Here is a 25421-nt window from a genome sequence, read left to right on the forward strand (position 1 = left end):
GAACGTCTCCTCAGTAAATACGGGCACCTGTTGCGTCGAAACACAGCGGGTCTTTGGGCGCGATTTTCAGGGTGGTGCCGGGCGTGTAGCTGGCATGGGGGTCGGCGATGGTTGTAATCGCATGGCCCTGTAGCGACAAATGCAGCCGCGCATGATCGCCCAGATGCTCGACGCGATTGATCTGCGCCTCCTGACCTTCCCCTTGGGTAATATGTTCCGGTCGCATCCCGATCTGGGTCGTGCCCGCCGGTGCGTTTCCGAACAGGTCCGCCGGAACGATATTGATACGCGGCAGACCAAGACGGGAGGCCACATAAAGGCTGTTGGGGTTTTCATAGATTTCACGCGGGGTGCCGTATTGCACCAACCTGCCATGATTCAAAACGCCTACATGCGTGGCCATTGTCATCGCTTCGATCTGGTCGTGGGTCACATAAAGAAGCGTGGCACCAAGGTTTGCCTGAATGCGCTTAAGCTCCACTCGTAGATCGGTACGCAGTTTGGCATCGAGAGAGCTGAGCGGTTCGTCCATCAGATAGATCGACGGCTCGCGCACCAGCGCCCGTCCGATAGATACACGCTGCATCTCACCGCCCGAAAGCTCGGTCGCCTTGTTGTCAAGCTTGTGACTGATTTGCAGGACGCGGGCGACTTCAGCCACCTTCCGCTCGATCTCGGCTACGGGGGTCTTGAGGATCGGGGATTTCAGTGGGAAGGCCAGATTGTCACGGACCGTCAAATGTGGATAGAGCGAGTACTGCTGGAAAACCATTGCGACGTCGCGCTGGGCGGGCGTATCCGCACCGACGTTTCGGCCGCCGATCCAGACCTCGCCACCGTCCGCTTTGTCGAGACCAGAGATCAGCCGCAATGTCGTGGTCTTGCCCGCGCCTGTCGGGCCAAGCAGGACAACAAAAGCACCATCGGGAATGGTCATGGAGACATCTTCGATGCCAACATCGTCGCCGTAAGATTTTGACAGGTTTTTCAGGACAACCTCAGCCATGTGCCAGCACCTCTTTGTTGAGCTCAGAGCGCAGCGCCTGTCCCGATCCCGCGTCGAAAAGCGTGATGGTGCGCGGATCAAAATCAAGCCCGACCTTTTCACCGGTGCGTGCCACCTGACCGCTGTCGATGCGCGCCTTGATTTCACCGTTCGGGGTGTCGAGCGTGATGATCTGCGTTGTGCCCAGATATTCTGACGCAATCACTTCGCCGCGGTAGCTGCCGCTGTCCGACAGGGTGATGTGTTCTGGGCGCACGCCAAACACCAGCTTGCCCGAAGCGCCCTGCAATTGTTTGGGTACACCAAGAGACTGACCACCCAGATCAACATTTGTGCCGCCCTCGGCCACGGATCCGTCAAAGTGTAGGAAGTTCATCGACGGGGAGCCGATGAAGTCGGCGACAAACATTGTGGCGGGCTTGTCATAAATCTGTTGCGGCGTACCGAATTGTTCGACCACAGCGTTGTTCATCACAACGATCTTGTCCCCCATTTGCATCGCCTCAAGCTGGTCATGGGTGACGTATACCGTTGTAGCGTTCATCCGGTCGTGCAGCGCGCGCAGCTCTTCGGACATGTGTTCGCGGAATTCGGCATCAAGAGCACCCAAAGGTTCGTCCATCATGAAGGCTTTGGGGTCACGCACGATGGCGCGGCCTAGTGCGACGCGCTGCCTATCCCCGCCGGACAGGCCACCGACTCCTCTGTTGAGGATATCCTGAATGCCCAGAATGCCCGCGACTTCTTCGACCTTGGCCTTGACCTGGGCGCGGGGCATACCTTGTGAGACAAGCGGATAGCTGAGGTTCTTGCGTACGTTGAGATGCGGATAGAGCGCGAACATCTGAAATACAAAGGCGATATCGCGCTGGCTGGGTGGCTTCTGGCTGATCTCCTCGCCGTCGAGATAGATCTCGCCTGATGTGGGCAATTCCAGCCCTGCAATCATCCGCAGGGTTGTTGTCTTGCCGCAGCCCGAGGGGCCAAGCAGCATGAAGAATTCGCCGTCTTCAATGGTAAAGCTCGACTCCTTTACCGCGGTAAAATCGCCAAACTCCTTGCGGATGTTTTTGATAACGATCTGTGCCATGCGCGCCTACTCCTTGAAATGGGACACGACGATGAACATCACGGTACCCACCAGCGTCGTGATGAAAGAATAGGTATAGGCCCAGAGCACGAAGGGCTGCATCAGCATGAAGACCCCAAGACCAATGAGGATGGTTGCAAGCATCTCCCATGGACCGCGCTTGAGGCGCATCAGGCCAGTGAAAAAGTTATTCATGGCAGGACCTTTAGTTCGAGGACGCAAGTCGTAGGGGCGGGGCATTTCCGGTGACAGTTCATTTCCGGACCGCTCCGAATGTGATCCCGCGCAGAAGGTGTTTGCGCAAAAGGATAGTGAATATCATGACGGGGAGCAGGAAGATCGTCGCCCCCGCCGCAACGGCGGGCCAGTCGAGGCCGCCGACACCGATGATGGTGGGAATGAAGGGAGGCGCGGTTTGTGCCGTGCCGGATGTCAGCAGGACCGCGAACGCGTATTCATTCCATGCGAAGATCAGACAGAAGATCGCGGTCGAGGCAATGCCGGTAGCGGCCTGGGGCAGGACAACTTTGTAGAATGCCTGAAAGCGGGTGTAGCCGTCGATCAACGCCGCCTCTTCGTATTCTAAGGGGATCTCGTCGATGAAACCTTTGAGCAGCCAGACTGCAAGCGAGATGTTTACGCCGGTATAAAGGAGGATCATGCCAAGGTGTGTGTCCGAGAGACCAAGCTGACGGTACATGAGGAAGATCGGGATGGCGACGGCAATCGGCGGCATCATGCGGGTAGAGAGGATAAAGAACAGCAGATCGTCCGCCAAGGGAATCTTGAACCTTGAGAAAGCATAGGCCGCGAGGGTGCCGAGAAAGATGCTCAGGAAGGTTGAGCCGAAGCCGATGATAACGGAGTTGAGGAAACGTTCACCGAATTTCGACGGGCCTGCGATGACCATGTCATATTGGCGCACAATTTCTTCGTACCAAGTCTCGGGCGGGTTCGCGGCGAGAAATTCATCGGTCTGGCGGGTGCGTGTGGTGAACAGGTTTACATAGCCTTCCAGCGTAGGCTCAAACACCACTTTGGGCGGGTAGCTGATGGCATCGGACGGGGATTTGAAACCGGTCATCATGATCCAGACCAGTGGCAGCATGGTGACGAGCGCGTAGATGACGACCATCGTGCCCGCAAACCATTTGGAGCGTTTTGAGGGTTCTGTAACGGAGAAGCTCATGGTCGGGCACCTGTTTTGTGGGGCGAGGGATTAGGGGGGCTGTCTGCCCCCCGGCTGGCGCCTCCCCCCGAGGATGTTTCCAGAGAAAAGATGACGGGGCGTGCGGCGGGGGTCATCGTTCTTTCACCTTGTTGAGGGCCTTGACGTAGATGCTGGCAAGGCCAAAGACGGTGACGAAGAGGATGATTGCGTAGGCCGACGCGTAACCGGTGCGCCACTTCTCGAAGGCTTCGCGTTTGAGGTTGATCGAGGTGAGTTCAGTGGTGGAGCCGGGACCGCCGCCCGTGAGTTGGACGACCAAATCGAACATTTTGAAATTCTCGATCCCGCGGAACAGAACGGCCAGCATCAGGAAAGGCAGCACCATCGGGATGGTGATGGTGAAGAACTGGCGTAGCTTGGAGGCGCGGTCGACCTCTGCGGCCTCGTAGATGTAGTCGGGAATGGAGCGCAGACCGGCCAGACAGATCAGCATCACGAAAGGTGTCCACATCCATGTGTCGACGATCACAATCGACCATGGCGCAAGGTTGACCGAGCCTAGCATCTCGAAACTGGATGGGTCCTTGCCGGTGAAGAACGCGATGATGTAATTGAACAGGCCAATCTGGGGCTGGTAGAGGAATTTCCAGAAGTTGCCGACCACCGCCGGGCTGAGCATCATGGGCAGCACGATGATCGTCGTCCACAGGTCGTTGCCTTTGAATTTTTTGTTAATCAGATAAGCCAGTGTGAAGCCAATAAGCACCTGAAAGAAGATCGTCCAGAAAAGGAAATGCGCCGTGGCTTGCATATTTAGCCAGATGTCGGTGTCGGTCAGGATACGCTCGTAGTTGCGCAGGCCCACCCATTCTGGTTCGCGGTTGATGCGGTTGGCTTTGAAGTTCGTAAAGCTGAGCCTGATCGTCCAGATCAGTGGGAAAATGTTGATCGCCAGCAGCAGAAAGATCGTCGGCCCCACAAAAATCCACGCGATGGCGCGGTCGCTTAAGCCTTTGATCTTGCGGGCCATGCGCGGGGGCGTGGCGTTGGCGGCAATAGTGGCAGGGGTGTCTGACATCGAGGCGCAACTTTCCTGAGGCAGGGCGGGATGAATGCCGCCTTACCGAAGATAGGGGATGGTGGGCGGGGATGTCCCCGCCGCACATTTGGTTTAGAGTTTGCCTTCGTCCTCGAAGACTTCGGTCCAGTCCTCGACCAGTTTGTCGAGCGCTTCTTGCGCGGTGCCCTGATCGGCCACAACATAGTCGTGCATCCGCTTTTGCATCGCCAGCAGCAGTTCGGCATAGGCCGGCTCCTGCCAGAAATCCTGCACGGAACCCATCGCTTCAAGGAAGTCACCGGCGAACGGTGCGCTGTCTTTGAAGCCGGGGTCGTTCAGCACAGAGTTATGTGCGGAGTAGCCGCCCAGATCCCACCATTTGGACTGAACATCAGGCTGCGCAAACCACTTGATGTACTCAAGAGCTGCGTCCTGTTTGTCAGAATAGGCAACGACAGAGATGCCCTGTCCGCCCAAAGTGGAACCCGCGTTGTTTTGTGGCGGATTCACAAAGAAGTCGATCTTGTCACCACCGGTGTTCGGATCGGCATAGAGGCCGGGAAAGAACGCGAACCAGTTCATCGCCATAGCGACCTGACCGGATTTAAATGCGTCGAGGGATTCACCCATGTAGCTGTTGGTATAGCCCGGAGGTGTCGCGGTCTCATAGAACTCCTTGTAGAACTCCAGCGCTTCAACCGCTTCGGGCGAATTCACCGCGCCGTCCATGTCATATTCACCCGGTGTGTTTTCGTATTTGAAACCCCAGGGGTAGAGAGCAGACGTCACGCCCATTGTGATCCCTTCGGACCCACGCTCGGTAAAGATGGACGCACCATAAACAGTCTTGCCGTCAATCTCGCGGCCTTGAAAGAACTGGGCGATTTCAAGCAACTCTTTTTGCGATTTTGGCTCTGCCAGATCGCGACCTGTCGCTTCTTTGAACGCGGCCTTGATGTCGTCGCGGGCAAACCAGTCTTTGCGGTAGAACCAGCCATTTGCGTCACCCATTGCAGGCAGGGCGTAGTAGTTTGGCGTGCCCTTGGGCCATGTGGAGTAGGCGTACACCGTGGCATCCGCGAAGTCGGACATCGAGATGCTTTCGGCGTCGAAGAAGTCATTCAATTTGACGTAGTGACCGTTTTCCGCACCGCCACCGATCCACTGGCTGTCACCGATGAGCAAGTCGCAGAGTTTGCCGCCCGAGTTCAGCTCGTTCAGCATCCGGTCGGCGAAGTTAGGCCATGGAATGAACTCAAAGCTCATGCTGTGGCCGGATTGTGTTTCGAATTCCTTGCTCAGTTCAACAAGTGCGTTTGCGGGGTCCCAGGCGGCCCAGCAGAGTGTCAGATCTTCGGCTTGGGCCGTACTCGCCATTGAGGCGACAGCAATGCTCAGCGCGCTGGCCGAGGCCAGTTTATAATTATTCATAGATTTTCCCTCCCAGTGTGAAAACGGCCCTCCAGCCGAATCGTCGTGCAGTGGGGTAACGCTATTTGAGGTGCGTACCTCATGTCTACAAATCTTTGAGGTGCGCACCTCATTTCCAGTATGGATTTAGCTTAAGGGATTGTTTTAACGTCCCAATAATTGACATTTTTCAGTGGATAAAGATTTGGTCCGCACCAACATCTGGTCTCGAAAAGCCATCAACCCGCCGGTAATCCTTGCGATTTTCAGCTGTTGAGACTCGCAATCAGTTGCCTGAATTTTTCACCCTGAACACCGACGTGGCTATGCAGTGCCAGTGATGCGCGGGCCGGATCGCCGTCCTGTAATGCGGCTACAATCTCTACATGTTCAGCCATGGACTGGTCCAGACGACCGCGAAACCGAAGCTGCATTTTCCGGTATGCCTTCAACTTGTTCTGCAGCTGTATGGTCTGCTTTTCCAGATAGCTATTCGCCGACCCACGATAGATAATTTGATGGAACTTCTCGTTTTCTGCGTAGTATGCGTCATAGGCCCGATCGGCGAGGGCGCTTTTGCAGTTCTCGTTGGCTTTGACCAGATCGTTCAGCCCGCTGTCAGTGATCCGCGTGGCTGCAAGCCTGCCGCAGGCCGCCTCAAGCTCCGCCATCATCTCGAACATCTCCATGAGTTCAACGGGGCCGGGCTGGCGCACAAAAACGCCGCGACGGGGGATCTGCTCGGCCATGCCGGCAGAAACCAATACCTGCAACGCTTCTCTGATAGGTGTTCGCGATACCTTGAATTTCTCTGCGAGCTTAAGCTCGTCCAAGCGCTCACCATTCTGGTACACCCCTGAAAACACGAGATGTTCGAGCGTTTCGGCAATCTTGTCGGCGCGTCGGATATCCATAGGTGTTGGTCCGGAAACAGGCTGAATAATGCAAATCGTGAATTCTTGTATGCAATAAAATTGACTTGGCATGCAACCTGTGGAAACCATTCCTGATTGAATTGGAGCTTTGCACTCCGATCACACTCTGGGAGGAACAAATGAAATTTAAACATATTACAACAGCCGCCGCATTGGCCTGTCTTGCACTTGGCACGGCAGCATCTGCCGAAACGTTGCGCCTGTCGCACCAGTGGTCCAACAAAGATGTGCGCCACCAGGTCGCGCAGATCGTGGCAGACGAAGTTGCGGCGGCGGATGTCGGGTTGGATATCCAGATTTTTGGCTCGAAATCGCTATTCAAACCGCGCGAGCAGTATCGCCCGCTGAGCCGTGGTCAGCTCGACATGACCGTCCTGCCGCTGAGCTACGCAGGCGGCCAGCAACCTGCCTATAACCTCACATTGATGCCCGGCATGGTGAAAAACCACGATCACGCCGCACGGCTCAGCGCTTCGCCGTTCATGGCTGCTCTCGAAGAGAAGATGGCCGAAGATGATGTGATGGTTCTGGTGCACGGGTATCTGGCTGGCGGTTTCGTCGGCAAGGACAAATGCATCACGGCACCTGCCGACGTTGAGGGTCTGCAAACCCGCGCTGCGGGCAAAGCCTTTGAACAAATGCTGGCCGGGGCAGGGGCGTCCATTGCGTCAATGGCGTCCTCCGAAATCTACAATGCCATGCAGACCGGTGTTCTGACCGCGGCAAATACCTCGTCGTCTTCGTTCGTCTCTTACCGGATTTATGAGCAGGTCAGCTGCTACACGCCCGCTGGCGATGTTGCGCTGTGGTTCATGTACCAGCCACTTCTGATGAACAAAGCCAAGTTTGACGGCCTGACTGCAGAGCAGCAGCAGGCACTGCTGGATGCATCTGCCAAAGCCGAAGCCTTCTATCTGGAAGAGGCAAAAAAGCAGGACGCCGCATCAGAGCAGGTGTTTCGTGATGCCGGCGTAGAAATCGCACAAATGTCCGCGGAGGATTTCGAAGCATGGCGCGCACTGGCGCAAGAGACGTCCTACAAGGCATTCGTTGAAGAAGTGCCAGATGGTCAGGCACTGCTGGACATGGCGCTTGCTGTCGAGTGATCTTGAGCGATACAGAGGCCGCTGCACGCCAGCGGCCTTTTTTCTGACTGACCTTTAAGACGAGGAAATACGATGGCGGGCCACAGCTCTGCCGGCATGGCGCAAACGGGTGGTAATCCGTTCCTGCGTCTTGTTGCGGCTCTTTCTACACTTGCGGGCTGGTGCTCTGCTGCGATGATTGTCGCGGCTGTTGCGATCACTTGCCAGATGATCTTCATCCGGTTCGTGCTGAACGGCTCGACCGTGTGGCAGACCGAAGCGGTGATCTATCTTGCCATCGGTGCCACACTGATCGGGCTACCCTATGTGCAGCGTCTGCGCGGTCATGTAAATGTAGACCTGATACCGCTTTGGCTGGGCACCCGCGCACGGTTTGCACTTGCGATGTTCACGCTGTCGCTGTCGATCATCATGGTGGCGATCATGCTGTGGTACTCTTACGAATTCTGGCACCTGACTTGGGCACGGAATTGGAAATCCGACACGGTATGGGGTGTCCGCCTCTGGATCCCTTATGCGGCGCTTCCGATTGGATTTGCGCTCTTTCTTTTGCAATTGGTCGCCGACCTTGTCGCGATCTTGCTGAAAGTCGAAAAACCATTCGGGCTGGAGGATAACTGATGGATCCGATCACGCTTGGCGGTGTCGTTGCGTTGTGCACCATCGCGGTTTTGTTCTCCGGTGTCTCAGTGGCGCTTGGACTGCTTATTGTCTCTACCGGCTTCCTGTTGGTCTTTGACGGTATGCGCTCTCTTGAGTTGTTGCCCGAGATCCTTTTTGGCAAGCTTGACAACTTCGCGCTGCTTTCGATCCCTATGTTCATTATCATGGGGTCATCCATTGCTTCGACCCGCGCGGGTGCTGACCTATATGAAGCGCTTGAACGCTGGCTGACGCGTGTGCCGGGTGGATTAGTTATTTCCAACCTTGGCGCTTGTGCGCTTTTTGCGGCTATGTCCGGTTCAAGTCCTGCAACCTGTGCGGCCATCGGCAAAATGGGTATCCCCGAGATGCGCAAGCGCGGCTATCCGGATGGCGTTGCTGCCGGCTCCATTGCGGCGGGGGGCACCTTGGGCATTTTGATTCCGCCCTCAGTGACGATGATCGTCTACGGCATCGCAACCGAAACTTCGATCGGTCGCCTGTTTTTGGCGGGCGTCATTCCGGGCCTGATGCTGGTCGCGCTCTTCATGGCATGGTCGTTGTATGCCACTTGGCGTTCCGGCGATCAGAGATTGCTCAACTCCACCAGCTACACATGGAAAGAAAAGTTCGAGATTCTGCCACGTGTCCTGCCCTTCCTCTTCATTATCATCGGTGTGCTCTATGCGATGTACGGCGGTGTCGCTACACCGTCAGAAACCGCAGCGGTTGGCGCGCTCTTGTGTCTGCTGATTGCCATGGTGATCTACAAGCTCTGGAATCCGCGCGATCTTTGGGTGGTGCTGCGTGACAGTACCAAAGAAAGCGTGATGATCTTGTTTATCATCGCCGCGGCGGGCGTGTTTTCCTATATGCTATCGAGCCTTTATATCACGCAGTCGATTGCAAACTGGATCGGCACACTGGATGTAAACCCTTGGGTATTGATGGGAGCGGTGAACGTCTTTCTATTGATCGCAGGATTCTTCCTGCCCCCTGTCGCGGTGATCCTGATGGCGGCACCGATCCTCCTGCCGATTATCACGACGGCCGGTTTTGATCCGATCTGGTTTGCGGTTGTCCTGACGATCAATATGGAAATCGGGCTTATCTCGCCGCCCGTGGGGTTAAACCTTTATGTGATCAACGGGATCGCACCTGACATATCGCTCAAGACCATTCTGACAGGCTCGCTGCCTTTTGTGGGGTGCATGGTGCTGGCGATTGTTCTGTTGTGTCTCTTTCCGGGTCTTGCGACATGGCTCCCCGATGCAGTGATGGGAGCCGGGCTGTGAGCTTCTTTGGCGGTCTGATCTCGACTGTGTTTGAGCGCCGCTATCGGGGGGCAAGTGAAGATGATGCGCAAGGGCGCTCTACGCAGGCGCTTGCAGCGGAGTTGCTGGGCACCCATGGCGAAGTCTCGGGCGGCACGCTCGCGCGCCTGATCCTTGATCAATATGCTGCAATGAATGCGTCGGAACAGCGCGCCTTTTTCGGCTTCATGGTGCATGATCTGAACATCGATTTCGAGCGCGTAACAGAGACGGTCGCCACCTATCGGGACACCCCCTCAAAGAAGAGCTACCGCGCTTTTGCCAGCGCGTGTGAGCCGAAAAGACAGGAACTTATCAGAAGATTAAATCAGGTGCCCGGCGCCACGGCGCGGCTTGTTACGATGCGGCGCGACCTTTTGGGGTTGTTGCCGGACTACCCTGAACTGGCACCACTGGATGTTGATTTTCAACATCTCTTTGCCTCTTGGTTCAACCGCGGGTTCCTTGTGATGCGGCCGATCAACTGGTCCAGCCCTGCCGATATTCTTGAAAAGATTATCGCATATGAGGCCGTGCATGCCATCGACAGCTGGGAAGACCTGCGCCGCCGGTTACAGCCGGAGGACCGGCGCTGCTTCGGCTTTTTTCATCTTGCGATGCCGGACGAGCCGTTGATTTTTGTCGAAGTGGCGCTGACGTGCGGTATCCCGAACTCTATCCAGCATTTGCTGGCAGACGCGCGCGATCCGATAAAGGCTGAGGAGGCGGACACTGCTGTCTTTTATTCTATCTCGAACTGTCAGGCTGGTCTGGCAGGTATTTCATTTGGAAACTCTTTGATCAAACAGGTGGCGGCAGACCTCGCCCGCGATCTGCCAGAGATCGCGAACTTTGTAACCTTGTCGCCGATCCCGGGCCTGAAAAAATGGTTGAGCCATTTGGAAGAGGGCGTAGCGCTTGACGCGGATCACCAAGCCATCGCGGCGCATTATCTGCTTGAAGCAAAGCGCAGCGATGGGATGCCGGCAGATCCGGTTGCGCGTTTCCACCTGGGCAACGGAGCGATCGTGCACGCTGTCCATGCGCAGGCTGACCTGTCCGACAACGGGATGCAGCAATCAGGCGGTGCCATGGTGAATTATCTTTACGATCTGGACCAGATCACTGCGAACCACGAAAAATTTGTGGGCGAGAAAACGGTCATTGCCTCAGATGAGGTTCGCGCATTAAGCGAAACCGTCCGTCCGGCACGCTGAATAGTCCGTTTGTGGCGAAGAAGCCCACTGCGCTGCCGCTCATGGCGTTGACTGACGTCTACTAGAGGATAATACATGTCCGACAGAGACGGCGCTGCGGCGCTTTGACGATATCTGCCGTGGTTTCCTAGATATAGATCCATCAAGGAATACACAGGCACGAATTTGCAGGGAGATTGCGACCAATGAAACGTCTGGATGGAAAATCTGCACTGATCACCGGAGCTGCGCGGGGCATCGGTACCGCTTTTGCAGAACGCTACATCGCTGAAGGCGCTCGCGTAGCGGTTGCCGATATCAACCTTCAGGCAGCACAGGAAACAGCAACGGCGCTGGGCGACGGTGCTTATGCGGTTCATCTTGATGTGACAAAACAGGACAGCATTGATGCGGCTGTTGCTCAAGTGGTGGCCGAAACCGGAAAGCTCGATATCATCATCAACAACGCCGCACTATTCGACGCCGCAGAGACCGTCGATATCACACGCGAAAGCTACGACAGGCTTTATGCTGTGAATGTCGCTGGCACCCTGTTCACGCTGCAAGCTGCCGCAAAGCAAATGATCGCCCAAGGCCATGGCGGTAAGATTATCAACATGGCATCTCAGGCGGGCAGGCGTGGAGAAAGCCTTGTGCTTGTCTATTGCTCCACCAAGGCGGCGGTGATCTCGATGACCCAATCTGCCGGTCTGAACCTGATCCGACACGGCATCAACGTAAACGCCATTGCGCCGGGTGTCGTTGACGGAGCCCATTGGGAACATGTGGACGCGATGTTTGCCAAGCTGGAAAACAAGCAACCCGGCCAGAAGAAAGCAGAAGTCGCGGCGGGAGTGCCAGCAGGCCGTTTCGCAGTACCAGAAGACCTCACAGGTATGGCCGTGTTTCTGGCGTCGCCGGAATCAGACTACATTGTATCTCAAACATACAACGTCGATGGCGGGCAGTGGATGAGTTGACGGGGGTAGTAAGGGCAACTCCGGGCACAATTTAGATGAAGTGACCCTTTCACACGATCCTGCGCTACCAGACCCTTTTGTCTAAAATGACTTTCAGCGTCACCAAAACAACCGCCAGACAAAGCGCCGCTTTGGTCATGCTTTCCATGGACCCCTCGATCAGCAAAGCATGGGCTACGGTCCCGCCAACAATGACAGCTGCAAGGGCGGTATGCATTGCGCGCCAGCGGTTGGGGGGCAGCTTGAGCCGACGGCGGGTGAGGACCAGCAAAAAAGTTGCAAAAATGGTCCACATGGCAATCACACCCCAGACGGAAAAGGGGGTCGGTGATGTGAAAGTCAGTGCATCGACCATGTCAGGGGGGCTGGTGATCCAGAGGGCTGCTACGTGCACGATCACCGCAGCGACAAGCGCTGTGCCCGACCATCGGTGCACCCTCCGCGCTCGAGGCGGCGTAATGCCGTGCAGATAATCACCCGAGAGCAGCGGCTGGATAAGCAGTAACCCAAGCCCGAAGATGCCTGCAAACCCGCCCACGATATATACGGGGTCACGAAATGCGAGCAGCGGACTGAAGGCCGCAGCGATTAGGGGTGCAAGGACTGCGAGGATTGCCGCGATCCAAAAGAAAACACCGCTGCCGCGCCAAACCTGTCGCTGTTTCATTGCCGTCAGACCGGTTGCAGAACGAAATCCGCATGCAACGTTGTGTCGCTCGAGCGTGCCATGACCGGTCGCAGGAATACGGCTTCAAAGGCGTCATCATCATAGGCCAGATGCCCATGGGCTTGCCCAAAAGCGGGAACAATTTGCGGCATTTCCAGCTGGAATAGCCCGTCCTCATCCGTCAATGTGGCACCGTGGCTTTGCGGGTCGCGCTCGTGGCCTTCGGTTGTATGTGCCCAAATCTGGATGCGCTGTCCGGCCAGCGGTGCGCCATCACCGGCGCGGCGCACAGAACCTGTCATCCAGAAACCACCGCCGCCGATCTTTTCGACAACGGGTGCACCGGGGCGGTAATTATTCGCACCACCGCGCATGCTGGGTGTCGCACGCAGGCCCGACGCGTTTGCCGAAGTCCACAAACCAGACAGGCCTGAAACCGCTGCCGCACCTGTGGCTGTCAGCACGCTGCGCCGCGTAAAAGAAAGTAAAGTCATATGAAATCTCCCCTCAGAATATCGGAACTCTAAACACTGGGTACTGATCTCGCTCCGCCATCTTACCGCTTGGTTTGAAACTAGAATACGTGCAGGGTGTCACCAACCATATTCACGCCTTCGTGAACCATACGATATGCCGTATTCCGACCTCATGTACAATTTCTCCGCACGCGCCAATGGCCGTCACAGGACCGTTTCTCGCAAATTCACTGACAAACGGTACTGAAACGGAAATTCGTGCTAAGCTTACACGCACTGGACGTAAAAACTGCACGAAGGAACGCAAGATGTACTCAAAAATTCTGGTACCGATGGCTTTGACTCACGGGGTCTCCTCTCAGACGCTTGAGATCGCAAAGGCACTGTGTTCGGCAGGAGGGGAGATCATCGCACTCCACGTCCATGAAGAGTTGCACGGAACCGTGAGCGCCTATCTGGACAAGAAAGCGGTCAAGGCCGGGTTCGATTCCGCAAAAGCGGTGTTGGTGGAAAAAGCGTCGATAGTGCCAGAAGCCACCACTGTGATGGTGTCCGGTCACTCGGGCCGGACCGTCCTGGAATATGCCAAGAAGCACGACATTGATTGCATTGTGATGGGCTCTCACAAGCCGGGCTTGCGAGACTACTTCCTTGGCTCAACTGCGGGTCATGTCGTGCGCCATGCTCATTGCGCAGTCCATGTGCATCGCCACCCGGACTGACTTAGACTCGGTTTGATGTCGTATTGATAAAGGTTCGGACGCCTGCGACCACTGTGCGCTGGCGCCCTTCGTTTCCTATGGTCACGCGTGTGCGCCAGCGGCAATCAGACGTGACGTGATGAACTCTGCCCGTGACTGGGCCTGTTCCTCAACCACCTCTTCGCCCGACATAACTGCCTTCATCATCATTCTCGCCACATCCACGCCCTGCTGCCAATATTCGGTATGCAAACCGGAACCTGCGGTCCATCCACTGGCATAATAGATGCTGTTGCGGCCCTGCGATATCCGCCTGTGCTTGCATGCAATCGAAATCAAAGACGAAATGCTTGAGGTTGGCGACCGCAGGTTCGCCGTTTTCGTCCTTGAGGATATGTTTGTCGATCACCGGCATATGCGGGTTCACAGACAGAAAGAACTCGGGCGAGCCAAATTTGTTGAACTCTTCGTTCGCGCCGTCGTTTTGATGGCGGTTGGCCACGTAGTTGATGACATAGGGTTTCAGCGCGACAGAACACGGATCGTGCACGACGATGTTATACGTGCACCACATATTGCGGTTGACCGGGAGCAGCCGCGAGTCTGTATGCGCGACGCTGACTGCCGTCTCGTATTTGATCTGTGACATGATATTTGAAGCCTCACGCGGCAGGCTGGGTGTTGGCGATTCTGCCTCGAGTTCAGCGGTGCCAACCATCAAACGCAGCGCATCATCAGCAGGCGTCGCAAGGCAAATGTAGCGGCAATTCAGGATCTCGATTTTCTTTTCGGCGTTGTAACTCCAGACGGCATAACCCGGCTCCGGCCCTGCCGCCACTAACGCCTTCCTGAATGTGATATTAGTGCATGACAGCAGCGAAGGGCATCTTGCGCGGGCCGGTCACGCTACTGACAAAATACATCCGCGCAGGCCCGGAATTGGTCCTGCGGTGCCGATACTCAGCGCATCTTTTAAGCGTTACTTCGGTCATCAAACGATAACCCGACCGGTTAGACCTACGATTCTTTTCAACATGGGGTTGAAATTGAGATGCCTCTGCACCGTGACTTTCGTGAAAGCCGCCACTGAAAATAGGCAGGACAGTACTTATCGGTCTTCTTCTTTGTGGTTTGTGCATTTGCGCCGATCCAGACAAAGTACATAGCGACTGGTGTGAGAACAGGCGCGCAATCAGCGAGCGTTTGGAACTGAAATAGAGGGTGAGCAGATGAGTTGGGTATTTGTCGGATTAGGGCAGATGGGGCTTCCTATGGCGCAGCGATTATCTTCCGTCGTCGACGTGGTTGCCTATGACGCAAGGAATGACGTGACCACGGATTTGAATGTCGTTAAAGATCCGCGCGCTCTCAAAGATCATGAGGTGATGGTCACCTGCCTGCCGAATGGAAAGGTCGTTGAAGATGCACTGTTCGGAGAAAAAAACCTTGTTGCTGGTCTCGCCGAAGGAGCCGTCGTCTTTGACACCTCTACGACCTCCCATACCGCAGCCTGTAATATCTCTGAAAGGCTCGCGCAGCGCGGCATCCATTTTTTGGACGCGCCGGTATCAGGCATGCAAAAACGTGCGGAGGACGGAACCTTGACCATGATGATCGGCGGCGATCCGGCGCTTGTGGCCGCGCACAAAGACAGCCTGTCTGCGATGGCCTCGAAGGTGCTGCACGTGGGGCCAGTGGGGACAGGGCAACTTGCCAAACTGATCAATCAGTTGCTGTTCGACATCAACATGGCGGCCTTGGCCGAGATTATGCCTGTCTCTACCAGACTCGGTCTGAAACCCGAGCAGATCACGGACATTGTCAACACTGGCACCGGCCGCAGCTATGCGAGCGAATTCTTCCTGCCTAATATTCTGGAAGGCATATTTGATCAGGGTTATCCGATGCAGGCAGCGTACAAGGATCTGGTATCAGGGTCAGAAATTATGGCGAACAACAGTTTCCCCGCTCCAGTTCTGGCAGCGGCAACAGCGACGTATCAGCATGCTTTGGCAGAAGGGTATGGTGAAAGCGATAAGGGGGCGATGATCCGGGTTTTCGAGCGGCTTTTGAAAACCTCGTTTCGTAAATCTGACGGATAGACCCTTACTGCGGGTCTATCGACAAGGCGATTGGTAAGGCAAAGCGCGGGGTATGACCCGCCGCGCTTTGCCTGATTTCATCAAACCCCGGCGACGCGTTCGATCAGGGTTTCAGCGGACCGCATGCCTGCGATCACGTGGTTCTGCCCACGCACCAGTTGTGTGCGTCCGAACCCCTGCAAATCTGCCGGCGTCGCGGCGATTTTGCTGGCCTGATCCAAGGCGGGCAGGGGCGGGATGGTCAGCGCAGGGTCATGGCGGAACCGGTCCGAGCGGTTGAAGTTAAGCGGCACCAGAATGCGAGCGAGGTCTTGGATCACGATATTCGCCCGCGCCTCACTGACGGACCCATCGGCGACACCATCGTAGAACGCGTTAAGCTTGCTCAACAAACTGTCGCTTGCTGCTTTGGCGTCTGAAAGGTCGAACGCATCGCCAGCTTCGGATTGATAGGTCGCCAGCGTGTCCTGAAATTCGAGGGCCGTCGCGCGCCAGTCCTGCGGCAAGACCGCAGCGTTTGCGTTGCGGAAGACGGCGAGCAGGTACACCTTGATGTCGCGTAACAGAATATCCTTGTCAGCGATCTCAAGCGTGTCGTTCTCGGTGTGCCATGCAATGTTCATGCCGCAGCCGCCAACAGCGTAATATCCCAGTTCTTCGCGGTGTGCGTCTGTCATGGCAGAGGACAGCATGAGATAACCGGACAAACCGATGTTGTTGAAAGAATAGTCGCCTGCGCGGTGGGGGCGTTCGGAGTGCAATTCCTTGCCGCAAACGTCCTTAATCACCTGTGCCAGATAGTCGTGGTTCTCTGACATGACAGATACATTCAGAAATTCCGTGGCCCAGCGACAGCCGGGGCTGTCACAGTTCACCTGCGCCACGCAGTTGGCGTCCAGATCCAGCGCGAAGGTGTCGGAATACCATGTGGATCCCGCGTAACGGCCGGTGGAGTGGCCGGGCCACCAGACGATTTTGACCGTGCGACGCAGCTTGTCCTTGTTGGCCCACAATACACGGGCGATTTCCAGCATGCTGGCGTCACCGGTTGCGTTATCGCCGACACCCACATCCCAGCTGTCAAGGTGGCCGTGCAACAGCACGTATTTCTCTGGCTCTTCAGTGCCCGGGATCGTGATTTCAGGCAGTTTTGAGGTGAACCAGCCTTCTTCCATCTCGGTAAAGATCGTGGCTTCACCACCGGCTTCGGCAATTGCACGCAAGGCCTGACCGCTTTCGAAATTGACCGCGGCAGCGGGAATAGTTGGTTTGTTCGGCAGATCATCCGTGCCGGGCGTGCCCCAGATGGTCGTGCAGATACCCCAGTGGATATCGACGCCGGGATTGATCGCAATCACACCGATGGCACCGCATGTGTCCATCAACGAAATGATCGCGGGGCTGGCGAAACCTTCGGTCAGCACGATCTTGCCGCGCACCTTCGCTTCCATCTCGGCAGAGGCTTCCAACTGGCTTTCGAACGCGTCTTCTTCGTCCATGTTGGTGGTGCCGGGGATATAGACCAGCGGGCCGCTTAGTCCGTTTGGTGTGTTCACAGCATAGGCAGGAGGCTTGGCGCGGAACGTTGTGCCATCCGCTTCGACACGCGCCTGACCGGGCAGACTGAGATAGAGCTCCGGCTCGTGCACCTGAACCTCGACACCATGACCGCGAAGTGTGTCGACAACTTCATCCATTCCGCGATTGACGTCATCGGGATGCTCGCGCTTGAACGTCGCAAAGCTCTCGACCAAGGCCCACGGCGCATCGATTGTCACCTGTTCAAGCAGGTCTTTTTCTGTTTGGTTCATTTCTCTCTCCTGTGTTTTGCTCAATGAAACGATGTTGCATTTGATAAAACGCTAGCAGAGAGGTTTGAGTCGGGCAAGCGGCGCGATTGCCCGAAGGCGCGGTGTTTGGATTTTCAGCCGAGGGTGAGCTTTGCGGAGATTTTGTCGGCCGCAGCCTTCACCGCTTCGATATAGACTTCGCGTCTTTGCTCATCGAGGCGCACGGCGGCACCGGCGATTGAAAGGGCGGCCACCACTTCACCCGATGCGTTAAAGATCGGGGCAGCGATCGAAAATGCGCCATCATCCAGATCGTTCAGCGCCACGTTGTACCCGTTTGCACGAATCCGGTGCAGGATTTTGCTGAGCTGTTCGGGGTCTGTGATTGTATGATTCGTGTAGCTGGGCATTTCGGACGTGAGGACGCGGTCTAGAATGGAGGGTTCAGCATAGGCGAGCAACAACATTGAGCCGCCGCCTGCATGCAATGGCCCCTTGCGCCCTGTTTGCGCGAACATACGGATCGCGTGCAGCCCTTCGCGAGTCGCCAGGGCCAGCGCATAATTCCCTTCGCGGATGACCAGATTGACGTTTTCGCCAGTTTCATCACGCAACTCGTCCATGATTTGCGGGGCGACATGCAGCAAAGCCCCATCGCGGCCCACGCGTTCGCCCAACAGGGCAACGCGGTAGCCCAGTGAAAAGGTGGCCCGTTCTGCGTCGCGGTGCACATAACCTGCTTCTTCGAGTGTCTGTAACAGTCTGAAAACGATAGATTTCGTTAGCCCCATTTCATTGGCCAGTGCGGTCACGCCAAGGCCGGGTTTTTCGGCCAGAGCCTCGAGAACATTCAGCGCGCGACCCACTGCCTCAATTTTATACGATTTTCGTTGGGCAGGGGGGGGTACAGCATCGTTTGTCATGGTTGCTCCAAAAAAGTGTATTGTCTTTTTCAACATTCGTGTTTTACTGAATAAAGTAATTTCGTTCTGTCTCACTGAGTAAAACACTAGAGGCTGTCCGTCAATACCAAGAATAACGCCGGACTGCCCGGCGAAAGAATGTACGGAAGAGAAGTTTGGCCGCACGTTTGGTCGCGTTGTTCCGTAACATTTGCATGCTGACTGGCCCGATGGGTCGACGACAACAGGAGAGATATTGTGAACACACTATTAAAGCTGGCGTCTACGTCGCTGATGAGCATGGCGATGCTTGCCGGACCGACATGGGCGCAGGACAAAATCCGCACGATCCATTTGCTTTCGCGCCCGCAGGCGGCGCAACCGGCGGAATTTCAGGCCGTTCAACTTATTGCACAGGAATGGCGCAAACTGGGTCTGGACGTAGAAGTTGACGTCATGCCGTGGGAGCAGATGTCATCCGAGGTTTGGTACAACCGCGAAGACTGGGACGTGACGGCGTGGCAGATGACCGGCCGGCCCGAACGCTCCGATCCCGACGAGATTATCTATAACCTTTTCCACTCCACCACGGCGGAATCCGGTTATAACTTCATCGGATACAACAACCCCGAATATGATGCGCTGGTTGAAAAGCAGCGTGTGACGATTGACCCGACAGAGCGTCAGGCGCTTGTCCGTCAGGCGCAGGAAATTCTGGCCAAAGACCAGCCCAACATGATGCTGGTGCACCCCGAGCAGGCCTTTGCCTTTGACAACACAATCTGGGATGCAGCATCGGTTGTAAATCAGTCGGGCATCGGTATCCGTAACACATGGACGTGGTTGTCGCTGGCCCCCAAGGGCGACCAGAAAGACATCATTGCCAATTCCGCCGATAACGTGATTGCGGTAAACCCGCTTTATATCTCCGGGGTGACCGACAGCTGGATTACCGAGCTGCTGTATGACCGCCTGTTCCGCGTTGGGCCGGACGGCTTGCCCACAGAATGGGCCGCGACCAGCTATGAATGGCGCGACGACAAGACCATCGCCGTGACCCTGCGCGATGATATGAAGTGGCATGACGGTGAACCCCTGACCGCCGAAGACGTCAAGTTTTCGTTTGAGACAACGGTTGGTGGTGAAGCGCCGATGTATTCGCCGTTCGGCAAGGGCATCAGCGATATCGCAATCGAGGGCGACAATGTCGTGGTCTTCACGCTTGAGAACCCGTCTGCGTCTTTCATCATCTCCAGCCTTGCCAAGATCAACCTGATCCCCAAGCACGTGTGGGAGCCGATCCTTGCCGACCTGTCGACCAAAGAGGAAAACGCAGAGAGCTATCAGGAAGAGATGCCCATCGGTTCAGGCCCTTACAAGTTTGACCGCTGGATCACCAACGAAGAGATCGTTCTGAGTGCAAACACCGATCACTTCAACGCACCAAAGGCCGAGCGCTGGATCCTGCGTTTTGTGCCGAACGCCGAAGCATCTTTGGGCATGTTGCGTTCAGGTGAGGTGAACTTCCTGACCGATTTCTCCGGTGACCCGCAAGTTCTGGTTGATGCCGCAGAAGCGGATGGTGATCTGGAAGTCGTATCAACCGTCGACATCGGTTTCCGGTATCTGGCCTTTAACAACCGCCGCCCGCCGTTCGATGATCCGGCCTTCCGCTCGGCGCTGTCCTCTGCCGTTGATCGCCGCCTGATCGTAAACGCTGCTTTCAAAGGCTTTGCGGTGGCATCAAACTCGGTTGTTTCACCGGCGCTTGAATTCTGGCACGCCAAAGATGTTGTCGACAACTTCAAGGCGGGGTCTGACGTCGCGAAAGCGATGCTGGAAGAAGCAGGCTACACAATGGATGGTGACAGTCTGGCCTATCCTGATGGCGTAAAAGAGACACTGGCCGACTAACGACGGCCCGATCAAAACGGGGGCGGCGCGTCTGTGCCGCTCTCTCCTCCCCCTTTCACCCAAAACTGGCAGCAGGTTCTCATGAGTACGCTCAAACCCGTTCTATCGCGCACCTTACAGTTAATGCTGGTCCTTTGGGCAGTTGTGACAATCCTGTTTCTGATGTTCCGCTTGATGCCGGGCAACCCGCTCGCGGCCTACATCGACCCGTCTTTCACCCTTGAACAGCAAGAGCAGTTGATCCGCCAATTCGGTCTGGATGAACCACTGCTGTCGCAGTATTTCACCTACCTCGGCAATCTGTTGCAGGGCGAGCTGGGATATTCATTCCGCTACCGCACGCCGGTTTCCGAACGCATCTGGCTGCTGCTTCCGAACACGCTGATCCTGACGTTTTCCTCGCTCATCATTGCCTACATCTTTGGTATTCTCGCGGGTGCGTGGCTTGCATGGCGCCGCGCCAGCCGCGCCGAAGCTGTGGCTTTGCCCATTGTCCTTGCCACCCGCGCGATGCCGGAGTTCTGGCTGGGTATGGTGTTGCTGGCGGTCTTTTCCTTTTCGCTGGGCATATTCCCTGCGGGGGGAACGCGGTCCGCTGGCACCGAATACGACAGCCTTTGGGCGCTCTATACCTCGGCTGATTTTCTGTCCCACCTCGCGCTGCCGATGCTGACGCTGGCAATATATTCCCAGGGTTTGCCGTTGCTGCTGATGCGGTCGAACATGCTGGACGTGATGAAAGAAGACTTCGTCACCATGGCCAAGGTCAAAGGCCTGTCACCCTATACTATTGTCATCAAACACGGCGCACGTAACGCTTTGCTGCCGGTGATGACGTCGTTCGCAATCTCTGTCGGTTATCAATTGCAAGGCAACGTGGTGGTCGAAAGCGTGTTCTCCTGGCCGGGATTGGGACGTGAACTTGTCTCGGCGGTTTCAGCTTCCGACTATCCACTGGCGCAGGGGGCGTTCTTGATGATCGCTGTTGTCGTAATCCTGATGAACCTGATTGCCGACCTTCTTTACACCTTCCTCGACCCAAGGATTTCCCATGCCTGAGGCTATCGCTTCCCAAGGACCGATCCGCCGCATGTTCAACATGCTGAACCTGCCGGTTGGCGACAACTTTGCCGTTGCGGGTCTGGTGATCTATCTGCTGTTTGTCCTGACCGCGATCTTTGCGCCGGTGCTGGCCCCCTATGATCCGACCGAGATTTTGTATTCGGAAGATTACAACCTCGCGTCTGATTTCCTGCCGGGGCAGGAGGGCCATATTCTGGGCACCACCAGCCTTGGCCGCGATATCTTTTCGCAGATCGTCTATGGCGCACGGTCGGCCCTGCTGGTTGGTTTGACGGCGGCGTTTATGGTCGCGTTCATCGGCACCATTGTCGGCCTGATGTCCGGTTATTTCGGGGGCTGGATTGATACCGTCCTGATGCGGCTGGCCGATGTGGCCTTTGGTATTCCGTTCCTGCCGTTTGTGATTGTGATCTCGGCCTTTCTCGAACCCTCAATCTGGAACACGGTCATCGCTATGGCGCTGGTCCTGTGGCGTGACACAGCGCGCGTGATCCGTTCGCAAGTGCTGACCCTACGCTCTCGCGGCTATGTAGAAGCGGCGCGGGTGTCAGGCTCTTCCGATTTCAAGATCATCACACGCCACATCGCGCCCAATATCGTCCCGCTGTCGCTTCTTTACGGGTCCATTGCCATCGGCTGGGCCATCCTGACCGAAGCCTCCATCAGCTTTCTGGGGTTCGGTGATCCTGACAGCATCAGTTGGGGCTTCATGTTGCAGGATGCCTTTGCCAGTCAGGCACTGAGCCGCCAAGCCTATCATTGGTTCATCCCTCCGGGCCTAGCAATCATTCTGGTCGTTTCTGCGGGGTTCTTCATCTCGCGCGGTTACGAAAACCTTCTGTTTCCAAAGTTGGGCCGTTGATATGACTGACCACCTTCTTACCGTCAAAGATCTGTCTATCGCCTATGAGGTGCCGGGTCTTGATATCGTCGCCGTGTCACGCGCGTCCTTTGATGTGCCAAAGGGGTCAATCGTCGGGCTCGTAGGCGAAAGCGGCTGTGGCAAGACCACGATGGCGCGCGCCTTTACCCGCATCATTTCCGACAACGCCAAGATCACCGAAGGCAGCATGATGTTTGACGGGCAAGACCTCGCCAAGCTACCGGAGAAAGCGATGAACGCCCTGCGCTGGCGTGACATTGCATTTGTGCCGCAATCGGCAATGAACTCGCTCGATCCGGTGTACCGCGTTGAATACCAGTTGAATGAAGTGCTGCGGGGCAGGGGCGGCATGACCCGTGCTCAAGCCAAGGTGCGTGCGGAAGAACTGTTCGAAATGGTCGGGATTGAGGCGAACCGTCTGCGTGACTATCCACACCAGTTTTCCGGCGGCATGCGCCAGAGGGTCGCGATTGCCTTGGCGCTCGCATTGAACCCCAAGCTGATCGTGGCGGATGAACCGGTGACGGCATTGGATGTGATCGTTCAACGCCAAATTCTGGACCAGATGCGCGATCTGCAACGCGAGCTTGGCATTTCTATCATTATGGTAACGCATGACATTTCTGTCGTCGCCTATATCTGTGACCGCACGGTGGTGATGTACGCAGGCGAGGTGGTCGAGGATTGCGATACCGCGACGCTGCTATCCGAACCGCTGCATCCTTACACCATGGGTCTGAAGAACGCCTTCCCCGATATTGCAAGCGCGGGTTCGGGCACGCTGACCCCGATCAGTGGCGCGCCGCCGGACCTTGCCACCCCGCCAAGCGGTTGCCGTTTTGCGGCGCGCTGCCCCTTTGCCACCGATCACTGCCGTGCAGTGTCACCCGTTCTGGAAAAGCAGGCAGAGGGCCATTCGGTCGCCTGTCACCGCGCGCACGAAGCGGCGCAGTTGCGTGCGCAGGCAGCCCAACCCGAGACATGGGGAGAGATGGCATGAGCACGCCACTTGTCGAGGTCGAAAACGCGCAATTGCATTACAAGGTCGGCTCGGCCGCGTCTGCGATGTTGGGGTTGCCTTCGGTCGTCAAAGCGGTCGACGGAATTACTTTCACGCTGAACAAAGGCGAAAGTGTCGGTCTGCTTGGCGAAAGCGGATGCGGGAAAACGTCGATGGGGCGTCTTTTGGTCAAACTGGAGGACGTCACAGGCGGGTCGGCCCGTTTTGACGGGGCAGAAATTGCGCAGCTAAAGGGAACTGAACTGCGCAAGTTCCGGTCGCGCAGCCAGATGATATTCCAGAACCCCTTTGACGCGGTAAACCCCCGTTATTCCATCAAGAAAACGATGGCAGAGCCGTTAGGCAACGCGGGTATCCCCAAAACGGAATGGGACAGCCGCATCATCAAGGCGCTGGAACTTGTCCGCCTTGCCGAGCCCGAGCAATATCTGGACCGCTATCCGCACCAGTTGTCGGGCGGTCAGTTGCAGCGTGTGGTGATGGCCCGCGCCCTGATCCTTGAACCCGACTTTGTGGTCGCGGACGAGCCGGTTTCGATGCTCGACGTTTCTGTCCGTGCCGGTGTGTTGAACGTTTTCCGCGAGGTCCGCGACAAGCTGGGGCTGACTGCGATCTACATCAGCCATGATCTGGCGCTTGTGCGCTACGTGTGTGAACGCACCATCGTCATGTATCTGGGCCGCATCATGGAGGACGGCCCGACCGAAGAGATCGTACGCGACCCGCTGCACCCCTATACGCAAGCGCTGGTCGCTGCCGTGCCAACCCCCAAAGCAGATCAAAGCCATGATCCTCTTCCCATCGGGCGCGGTGCACCCGATCCGCGCAATCCGCCATCGGGCTGCGTTTTCCGCGATCGCTGTCCCAAAGCTTTTGGTCGTTGTGCCACCGACATTCCGTTGCCGCAGAAAGTGGGCAACCGCGATGTGGCCTGCCATCTGTTTGACGAGCGTTCGTGATGCGTGCCGCCACCTATTCCCGGACCGGTCCAGCGGCTGAGGTTTTGTCGGTCATTGATATGCCCGATCCGAAACCCGCCTCCGGAGAGGTGGTGGTACGCATCCATGCGTCGGGCATTAACCCCGCAGACGTGAAACGGCGCGCCGGATGGAATGGGATGCAGATGGCCCATCCGCTGGTGATCCCGCATTGCGACGGGGCAGGCGTGATCGTGGAAACTGGTGAAGGTGTATCCGAAGACCGGATCGGTGAACGGGTCTGGCTGTGGAACGCACAGGGCGGATACGGCGAAGCGGGACGCGCCTATGGCACCGCCGCTGAACTGATTGCATTGCCATCGGAACAGGCGGTGCGGCTGTCTGACAAACTGAGCTTCGAAGAAGGTGCTTGCCTTGGCGTTCCGGGCCTGACCGCATGGCTTTTGGTGCTCGCAGATGGGCCGGTCGATGGTAAAACACTTTTGATCCAGGGGGCTGCTGGCGCTGTGGGCCATATGGCTTTGCAGGTCGCCCTGCACCATAATGCCGATGTCATTGCGGTTGTCAGCTCTGATACGAGGGCGCAACACGTGGGCAAGATCGCGCGGGTTCCGACCATCAACCGGCACACCGAAGACGTCGCTGCCCATGTGCATGAATTGACAAGCGGCACAGGTGTTGATCGCGTTATCGAGGTCGATCTAGCCGCCAATCTGGAAACCGACATCGCTTGTCTTGCCGTGCATGGGACCATCGCGTCTTACTCCTGCTCGTCTGATCCCACACCGACACTACCCTATTACAAGCTGGCCGATCTGGGCGCGGTGATCCGCTTTGTGCAGGGTTTCCGCCTGACAGCCGATCAACGTAAGGCCGCGAACGCAATGCTTACTGAACTGTCCGATGCAGGTGCCTTGCGCCCCGCCATCGGCGCATCATTCCCTCTGACCGATATCGCGCAGGCGCATGAAAACATGCACAGCGGCGCGTTTGGCCAGACGGTACTCACCCTCGCAGCGAACGACTAAGGAGCTG

Annotated in this window: 25 protein-coding genes; 13 read left to right on the forward strand and 12 right to left on the reverse strand. The window is 56.5% G+C overall.

All coding sequences use genetic code 11. The features are described 5' to 3' along the window. Window positions 1–10: 10 nt before the first annotated feature. The 7 genes from Z946_RS0111675 to Z946_RS0111705 all read right to left on the reverse strand — a co-directional run bounded on the left by Z946_RS0111675 (window position 11) and on the right by Z946_RS0111705 (window position 6651). Window positions 11–1006: an ABC transporter ATP-binding protein gene (locus tag Z946_RS0111675; RefSeq protein WP_025055917.1), complete on the reverse strand. Its 996-nt coding sequence runs from the start codon at window positions 1004–1006 to the stop codon at window positions 11–13. Continuing rightward, window positions 999–2096: an ABC transporter ATP-binding protein gene (locus Z946_RS0111680; RefSeq protein WP_025055918.1), complete on the reverse strand. Its 1098-nt coding sequence runs from the start codon at window positions 2094–2096 to the stop codon at window positions 999–1001. Before Z946_RS0111680 ends, Z946_RS0111675 begins: the two co-directional genes overlap by 8 nt. A gap of 6 nt (window positions 2097–2102) precedes the next feature. After that, a complete protein-coding gene (locus Z946_RS0111685) occupies window positions 2103–2291 on the reverse strand; it encodes a hypothetical protein (RefSeq protein ID WP_025055919.1) in 189 nt (62 codons plus the stop codon). A gap of 58 nt (window positions 2292–2349) precedes the next feature. Next, on the reverse strand, window positions 2350–3285 hold the full coding sequence (locus Z946_RS0111690; RefSeq protein WP_025055920.1) for a carbohydrate ABC transporter permease: 936 nt from the start codon (window positions 3283–3285) through the stop codon (window positions 2350–2352). 112 nt (window positions 3286–3397) lie between these two features. Then, window positions 3398–4345, reverse strand: coding sequence for a carbohydrate ABC transporter permease (locus Z946_RS0111695; protein WP_025055921.1), 948 nt, complete (start codon window positions 4343–4345; stop codon window positions 3398–3400). A gap of 93 nt (window positions 4346–4438) precedes the next feature. Then, window positions 4439–5758 carry an ABC transporter substrate-binding protein gene (locus Z946_RS0111700; RefSeq protein WP_025055922.1) on the reverse strand — a complete coding sequence of 440 codons (1320 nt, stop codon included), beginning with the start codon at window positions 5756–5758 and terminating at the stop codon, window positions 4439–4441. 245 nt (window positions 5759–6003) lie between these two features. Further along, a complete protein-coding gene (locus tag Z946_RS0111705) occupies window positions 6004–6651 on the reverse strand; it encodes a GntR family transcriptional regulator (RefSeq protein ID WP_025055923.1) in 648 nt (215 codons plus the stop codon). 140 nt (window positions 6652–6791) lie between these two features. Here Z946_RS0111705 and dctP point away from each other — a divergent pair, with 140 nt between their 5' ends. The 5 genes from dctP to Z946_RS0111730 all read left to right on the forward strand — a co-directional run bounded on the left by dctP (window position 6792) and on the right by Z946_RS0111730 (window position 11909). Continuing rightward, window positions 6792–7778, forward strand: a complete 987-nt coding sequence (gene dctP / locus Z946_RS0111710) for a TRAP transporter substrate-binding protein DctP (RefSeq protein WP_025055924.1) — start codon at window positions 6792–6794, stop codon at window positions 7776–7778. 72 nt (window positions 7779–7850) lie between these two features. Further along, complete coding sequence (locus tag Z946_RS0111715; RefSeq protein WP_025055925.1) at window positions 7851–8399, forward strand: TRAP transporter small permease; 549 nt, start codon at window positions 7851–7853, stop codon at window positions 8397–8399. Next, window positions 8399–9715: a TRAP transporter large permease gene (locus tag Z946_RS0111720; RefSeq protein WP_025055926.1), complete on the forward strand. Its 1317-nt coding sequence runs from the start codon at window positions 8399–8401 to the stop codon at window positions 9713–9715. Before Z946_RS0111715 ends, Z946_RS0111720 begins: the two co-directional genes overlap by 1 nt. Next, the gene (locus Z946_RS0111725; protein ID WP_025055927.1) at window positions 9712–10950 is read left to right on the forward strand and encodes a malonyl-CoA decarboxylase; all 1239 of its coding nucleotides are present in this window, start codon (window positions 9712–9714) and stop codon (window positions 10948–10950) included. Before Z946_RS0111720 ends, Z946_RS0111725 begins: the two co-directional genes overlap by 4 nt. 185 nt (window positions 10951–11135) lie before the next feature. After that, entirely contained in the window at window positions 11136–11909 is a 774-nt protein-coding gene (locus tag Z946_RS0111730) for an L-iditol 2-dehydrogenase (RefSeq protein ID WP_025055928.1), read from the forward strand. Between the two features lie 64 nt (window positions 11910–11973). Here the strand turns inward: Z946_RS0111730 and Z946_RS20665 are convergent, their stop codons facing one another. After that, window positions 11974–12576 carry a ferric reductase-like transmembrane domain-containing protein gene (locus Z946_RS20665; protein WP_052836096.1) on the reverse strand — a complete coding sequence of 201 codons (603 nt, stop codon included), beginning with the start codon at window positions 12574–12576 and terminating at the stop codon, window positions 11974–11976. A gap of 5 nt (window positions 12577–12581) precedes the next feature. Then, on the reverse strand, window positions 12582–13070 hold the full coding sequence (locus Z946_RS0111740; protein WP_025055929.1) for a peptidase associated/transthyretin-like domain-containing protein: 489 nt from the start codon (window positions 13068–13070) through the stop codon (window positions 12582–12584). A 290-nt stretch (window positions 13071–13360) separates the two neighbouring features. On the opposite strand from Z946_RS0111740, the gene Z946_RS0111745 reads away from it, so the two are divergent. Then, the gene (locus Z946_RS0111745) at window positions 13361–13774 is read left to right on the forward strand and encodes a universal stress protein (RefSeq protein ID WP_025055930.1); all 414 of its coding nucleotides are present in this window, start codon (window positions 13361–13363) and stop codon (window positions 13772–13774) included. A gap of 148 nt (window positions 13775–13922) precedes the next feature. On the opposite strand, the gene Z946_RS0111750 is transcribed toward Z946_RS0111745, so the two are convergent. Further along, window positions 13923–14591: an NAD(P)/FAD-dependent oxidoreductase gene (locus Z946_RS0111750; RefSeq protein ID WP_025055931.1), complete on the reverse strand. Its 669-nt coding sequence runs from the start codon at window positions 14589–14591 to the stop codon at window positions 13923–13925. A gap of 391 nt (window positions 14592–14982) precedes the next feature. Between Z946_RS0111750 and Z946_RS0111755 the strand changes: the two genes are divergently transcribed. Then, window positions 14983–15855 (forward strand): NAD(P)-dependent oxidoreductase, encoded by an 873-nt coding sequence (locus Z946_RS0111755; RefSeq protein ID WP_025055932.1) that lies wholly within the window; start codon window positions 14983–14985, stop codon window positions 15853–15855. Window positions 15856–15935: 80 nt separating this feature from the next. Here Z946_RS0111755 and Z946_RS0111760 read toward each other — a convergent pair whose 3' ends face one another. Next, entirely contained in the window at window positions 15936–17666 is a 1731-nt protein-coding gene (locus tag Z946_RS0111760; protein ID WP_025055933.1) for a M28 family peptidase, read from the reverse strand. 113 nt (window positions 17667–17779) lie between these two features. Further along, window positions 17780–18568 carry an IclR family transcriptional regulator gene (locus Z946_RS0111765; protein WP_025055934.1) on the reverse strand — a complete coding sequence of 263 codons (789 nt, stop codon included), beginning with the start codon at window positions 18566–18568 and terminating at the stop codon, window positions 17780–17782. Window positions 18569–18805: 237 nt separating this feature from the next. Between Z946_RS0111765 and Z946_RS0111770 the strand changes: the two genes are divergently transcribed. The 6 genes from Z946_RS0111770 to Z946_RS0111795 all read left to right on the forward strand — a co-directional run bounded on the left by Z946_RS0111770 (window position 18806) and on the right by Z946_RS0111795 (window position 25414). After that, window positions 18806–20461, forward strand: a complete 1656-nt coding sequence (locus Z946_RS0111770; RefSeq protein ID WP_025055935.1) for an ABC transporter substrate-binding protein — start codon at window positions 18806–18808, stop codon at window positions 20459–20461. An 81-nt stretch (window positions 20462–20542) separates the two neighbouring features. Then, window positions 20543–21520 carry an ABC transporter permease gene (locus tag Z946_RS0111775; RefSeq protein WP_025043382.1) on the forward strand — a complete coding sequence of 326 codons (978 nt, stop codon included), beginning with the start codon at window positions 20543–20545 and terminating at the stop codon, window positions 21518–21520. Continuing rightward, window positions 21513–22406, forward strand: a complete 894-nt coding sequence (locus Z946_RS0111780) for an ABC transporter permease (RefSeq protein ID WP_025055936.1) — start codon at window positions 21513–21515, stop codon at window positions 22404–22406. Before Z946_RS0111775 ends, Z946_RS0111780 begins: the two co-directional genes overlap by 8 nt. A 1-nt stretch (window position 22407) precedes the next feature. Then, a complete protein-coding gene (locus Z946_RS0111785) occupies window positions 22408–23427 on the forward strand; it encodes an ABC transporter ATP-binding protein (RefSeq protein WP_025055937.1) in 1020 nt (339 codons plus the stop codon). After that, window positions 23424–24407: an ABC transporter ATP-binding protein gene (locus Z946_RS0111790; protein ID WP_152540574.1), complete on the forward strand. Its 984-nt coding sequence runs from the start codon at window positions 23424–23426 to the stop codon at window positions 24405–24407. The genes Z946_RS0111785 and Z946_RS0111790 overlap by 4 nt, the downstream gene beginning before the upstream one ends. Next, window positions 24407–25414 carry an NADPH:quinone reductase gene (locus tag Z946_RS0111795; protein WP_025055939.1) on the forward strand — a complete coding sequence of 336 codons (1008 nt, stop codon included), beginning with the start codon at window positions 24407–24409 and terminating at the stop codon, window positions 25412–25414. Before Z946_RS0111790 ends, Z946_RS0111795 begins: the two co-directional genes overlap by 1 nt. Window positions 25415–25421: the final 7 nt, after the last annotated feature.

The sequence above is a fragment of the Sulfitobacter noctilucicola genome, from assembly GCF_000622385.1.
GTDB lineage: Bacteria > Pseudomonadota > Alphaproteobacteria > Rhodobacterales > Rhodobacteraceae > Sulfitobacter > Sulfitobacter noctilucicola.